Raw genomic sequence first — 4,647 nt, 5'->3', positions numbered from 1 at the left:
GAGGGCAAACTGCTCGTACTGGAATAGCGTTAAGAAAATGAGCGGAATCACCGCGTCGCCCCATACTATAGCGCGCGTGATCCTGTATTTAAGCCAGAGAGCCATCAGACAGGTGAGTATCAAGATGCCCGCGGTCACCCACCCCTCAACCCGCGTATTCCAGTTACTGAGGTCATAAATCACGGTGAGTAGAATCGCTCCGAGTCCTTGGCGGTGCGGCCCATGCTGCCAGGCAAACCTGGTCCACATATTTGCCCCGTCGAAAAAGCTCTGAAGAAAATCAAACTGATCACGAAAGAGCATGTTGACCGTATAGCGATCAACGAAGTGGAGTAGCCTAAGCGTCAGAGCCAGGGTCAGTAGACCAACGCCTATTAACTGGAGGCGTTTAGAGGAACCAGACTGAGGTGGCCAAATGTTCATGCGTTTTCGTTTTCATATCTAGTAACTGAACTTTATCGATGACTTTTTACTTTGATGTGCCCTCATGGATATTCAAGTACTGGCATCACTCGCTTCATGTACTCACCAAATAGTGGCACAGTGAAATGGTTATCCCCATGCGATGGGCTGTAAATCATCCCTTTCGCAATAAGCGTTGCTCGCGTCGGTGCAACGGAATTGACCTCTTTCCTTAGCACATAAGCAATATCTCCTGAACGATGAGGACCGGGTCCCAGCTCGGCAATAGCACGGAGATATCGCTTTTCGCTCGGCGTCAGACGATCAAATCGTACGCGAAAGAAACTCGCGTCCAGCTCAGATATGGCAAGGGCTGTAGCGGTTTTTGCATCTGTCTCATTGATAGTGGGATGCGTTGCACACTGCCAGCTGTACTTGCCCCATTCCTGCAGAAAATAGGGATAACATTCTGTCTGGTGCAAAATTTCATCCAAAGCCTTCTCGTCGAAAGTGACATGCAATTTGCTAGCCGGCGCTTCGAGCGCCTTTCTTGCAGCTTCTTTTGTCAAAGGACCAACCTGGGGATACTCAAAAAGTCTCTCCGCATAGGACTTTGCACGACCAGCCTGGCCAATGAGTTGAGGAAGGCCAGCACCGACAAGTGCTACGGGTAACTGGTATTGAGTGCACTTGTGAAGAGCCATGATGAGCGCCGCAAACTGGTCTTCGTCGATGTATTGAATCTCGTCGATAAAGATTGCCAATGCGGTTTTTTTGGCTTTTGCTGCGCGTCCGATTTCAAGAAATAATGCCGTAAGGTCGCTCTCCAGGTCCCCAGAATCAGCAATGCCAAGCTCCTTACCCAAGTCGACCCCGAACTCAACGTCCTGATATTTGACCTTCATCGCGTGTACAAAACCACCAAGCACACGCAGGGCCTTTTTCCCGAGGTCACTCGCGTTGGCGATCAGGTCTAATTTCAGCAGGGCAGTTCTGAGGGACGGGATCAAGAGCGCAGGGAGAGACCGCTTTTCCGGCGTTTCGACGGATACGACGATAAAGCCGTCTGCCTCGGCGTTTTGCGCCATACGCGTGAGGAGCACCGTTTTACCGACCCCTCGTAGCCCCACCAGTAAAAATCCTCGAAAAGACAAGCCATTGCGGCACCGGTCGAGTTGTATCGAGACCTTTTCGATAAGCTCGTCGCGACCAGCAAGTTCCGGAGGCGGGGTACCTGCCCCTGGAGCATATGGATTTAGCCGTGGGTCCATGAATATACCTAAGTTAGGTTAAGTTATTAAAAATCACTAACCTATAGTAACTTAGGTATACTTGGGTACACAACCCCGATAAATCAGCCGAATTCAGAGAAACTCCACGTTTTCTCCGAAAAACCCGAAGTGAAAAACTAGGCAACACAGGGTCGAACAGATCATGTGCGCATCTCAGACGCGAGTCAGTCTTTGCCCTCAAACCGTGCCAACCATCGCCAAGGATAAGCCCCCTCACCAAGCGTGAGTGCTATCTGCTCCGACCAGCGGCTGAAGGCCGGCGACACGTATTGATTGGCCCAAAGTTTCTGGCCCCATTTGCGGTCCATATACTCCACCTCCGACCAATGATGATCAGGGCGACGTGTTTGCGTCTCAGCGTGGATAGCGGTGACGTCTGGGATGACCCAGTTGGTTTTGCCGCGGTCCAAAAACTTAAGCGCTAGATCTACGTCCTGGTAGCAGGATGGTAAGTCTTCATCAAATCCGCCCACAGCTTGGTAGTCGCTCGCTCGCACCATGAGTAAAGCAGCCGTAGCACCACCAACTGGTCGTGGCTCGCGGCACCATGGATCAGATAAATCTAACCTACGCCCCTTGTAGGGGTGAGCTCCCACGATCTTGTTACCAACAAAGATAAAGAGATGCTGAATCGTCTGATCCGGATATAGGAGCGAGCAGCCGACACTTGCGGCAGATCTCTTACTACCGAGAAACGCGGCCATCCTCGCAATGGTGTCGGTCGCCGTGAAGTAAACGTCGTTATTTAGTAGCAGGTAGTCGTCCGCACCAAATCCCGATGCGTGGGATACGGCCAGGTTATTAAGACGCGAGTAGTTAAACGGGATATCAAGTCGCTGCACGCTAAAGCGCAGATGAGGCGGATGTGATTCGCTAAGCACCTGATTGATGCCGTTGGTTGTAGCTGCCTCCTCCGAACCATTATCCACCAATGCCACATGCACATCGAGGCCCGTTAGGTCCTGCTGCTTCAGGCTCGCGAGACAAGTAGCTGTGAGCTCCCACTTATCCCTAAATGGGATCACCACTAACACCTTCGTCGGTGCCGATGACGGACTCAACTCTACGGCAGTATCATCCTTATAAGCTGCCTTCTGCGCCGGCGTCTCATAACGAAGCAACAACTCAGGCCTGCACCATAGACTTGGCCAACGTAGGCGTGTGTAACCTAGGCACAAGAGCCGCCAGGCTAGGATGGTTAGGCGCAGGAGCAGCGTCATATAAAACTCTTCTTATCCCAATAATTTTCTGATCATGCATGAACTGGCGAGTAATTGCCAAGAAAACAGTCTTAGCTACGGCCTCTTACTTATGGCCTCTCACCTAGGCCGCATGCTCAGTGTGTTAGCTTGAGTAACGACACCGCACCTCCGTTGTGGTATGCATTGACCTGCTTCTTGGAGGACTCATCATTAACCCCGCACCCCTGACATTGGCTAGATGGCTCGTGGAGCATTACCCGCGAAAAGACCTAACTCCGCTGAAATTGCAGAAGTTAGTTTTCTACGCAGTCGGTGCGGCTATTGCATACGATGCCACTGAGGAGCTAGGCGACATACGGTTCCGAGCATGGAAGCTTGGACCAGTTAATATCGAAATATATCGTCGATTCAAAGCTGATGGGGCGACTCCACTCAGCTCCGCAAACGTCACCACGCTGCCCGAACCAAATTATTCTGGCGGCCTTGAGGAGCAGCTCAGGGCGGTGCTTTCCGTCTACGGACACCTAACGGCTGCTTCCTTGGTGGAGGAAACTCATAGGGAAGTCCCCTGGGCTGTCACGTACAAACCTGGCTATGATCATGAGATCGACAGTGAACTCCTGAGTACGCATTTTAAAGCCAAGTTTGCACCGGGATCTGTGCTTCCACCTTCCGTTACTTTTGATCCAAGTTCATTCACAGTTGATGGGATTCCTGTGAGCCGATTTGAATCACTGCTATCTCTGGCCACCGCACTTGATCATGCTCGGGTTTTCTAATGTCCCTATGCGAAGGGTGTAGGTCCACCAGGAGTTACATTTGCGAGCAGTTTTCCTGCTCAAAACGACGCCGCCTTTGTGACATTGTAGACAAAGATCTCCTAGAGGACCTGTATTTTGAGACGGGCAGGTCCAAAGTACCGATGGACCTTGTCATCGCGCGAAGTCGTCAAATTGAAGCAAACTACAGCGAAATTGCATCGCAAATATTAGCTGGGGGTCTATCTCCACCGTCTGATCCAGGTCAGGCCTACTCCTACATCGGACATTTGTGTGCACGACTGTCTCATGGGATCGGAATTAAATCGCTAGGACGAATCCGCACTGCGGCAGAGATAGTCACTGTGGATCAAGGTCGCAACGAGTTTGAGGGTGTTCCAGGTCAGGCCATCGAGACCGAGTTAGCTCGCGCATGGTCAGAGACCATGGTGAGAATCAAAAGCGCTAGGAATACCCGTGATTTCGCCGCTGCCTATGCATACATAATGGTAGAACTGTTTCGGATTCATCCATTCCGCGACGGCAATGGCAGGACCACGCGCCTTTTATTAATGGCATTGGCGCATAGCAATGGCATGAAACTTCGCCGGTTTGCTCCATCTGGCAAAGACCGCCGGCGCTACCGGGACGCATTACTCTATGCTCATCGCCGTCGCCGCGATAGACCAGGAAGTCGCCCTGAAGATCAGGACTGTTTTCTAGTCCGCGATTTCATAGCGCGACATTTAACTCCGGCGATCACAGAAACAGTCGAAATTGAACCTGATATCCAAACCTAACATTCCGTTTCCCGTTGAAACCCCGCCTAACTTGCCAATATGATGGCGCTACAACAGGCAAACAGGGAGACCACCCATGAAGGGTATCGTTCTTGCCGGCGGCTCAGGCACCAGGCTCTATCCATTGACCATCGCAGTCAGCAAGCAGATGCTGCCGATCTACGACAAGCCGATGATCTACTACCCACTCTCC

The 4,647-nt window shown here is 51.5% G+C and carries 6 protein-coding genes; 3 read left to right on the top strand and 3 right to left on the bottom strand.

Features of this window, described 5'->3' with window-relative positions; translation table 11 throughout:
• The 3 genes from FJ146_19550 to FJ146_19540 all read right to left on the bottom strand — a co-directional run.
• On the bottom strand, positions 1 to 423 hold a 423-nt coding region (locus FJ146_19550; GenBank protein MBM4254166.1), incomplete at its 3' end, for a hypothetical protein.
• A gap of 62 nt (positions 424 to 485) precedes the next feature.
• Positions 486 to 1,673 (bottom strand): ATP-binding protein, encoded by a 1,188-nt coding sequence (locus FJ146_19545; GenBank protein ID MBM4254165.1) that lies wholly within the window; start codon positions 1,671 to 1,673, stop codon positions 486 to 488.
• Between the two features lie 185 nt (positions 1,674 to 1,858).
• Positions 1,859 to 2,914 (bottom strand): glycosyltransferase family 2 protein, encoded by a 1,056-nt coding sequence (locus tag FJ146_19540; protein ID MBM4254164.1) that lies wholly within the window; start codon positions 2,912 to 2,914, stop codon positions 1,859 to 1,861.
• A gap of 155 nt (positions 2,915 to 3,069) precedes the next feature.
• On the opposite strand from FJ146_19540, the gene FJ146_19535 reads away from it, so the two are divergent.
• The 3 genes from FJ146_19535 to FJ146_19525 all read left to right on the top strand — a co-directional run.
• Positions 3,070 to 3,675, top strand: coding sequence for a DUF4065 domain-containing protein (locus tag FJ146_19535; protein ID MBM4254163.1), 606 nt, complete (start codon positions 3,070 to 3,072; stop codon positions 3,673 to 3,675).
• Entirely contained in the window at positions 3,675 to 4,454 is a 780-nt protein-coding gene (locus FJ146_19530; protein ID MBM4254162.1) for a hypothetical protein, read from the top strand. The genes FJ146_19535 and FJ146_19530 overlap by 1 nt, the downstream gene beginning before the upstream one ends.
• Before the next feature lie 76 nt (positions 4,455 to 4,530).
• Positions 4,531 to 4,647: glucose-1-phosphate thymidylyltransferase (locus tag FJ146_19525; GenBank protein MBM4254161.1), on the top strand; the 117-nt coding region annotated here is incomplete at its 3' end.

This window comes from Deltaproteobacteria bacterium (assembly GCA_016874735.1).
Taxonomy (GTDB): Bacteria; Bdellovibrionota_B; Oligoflexia; order Oligoflexales; family CAIYRB01; genus CAIYRB01.
The sequence above is the reverse complement of the archived record's forward strand: the minus strand, read 5'-3'. Positions and strand labels throughout refer to the sequence as shown.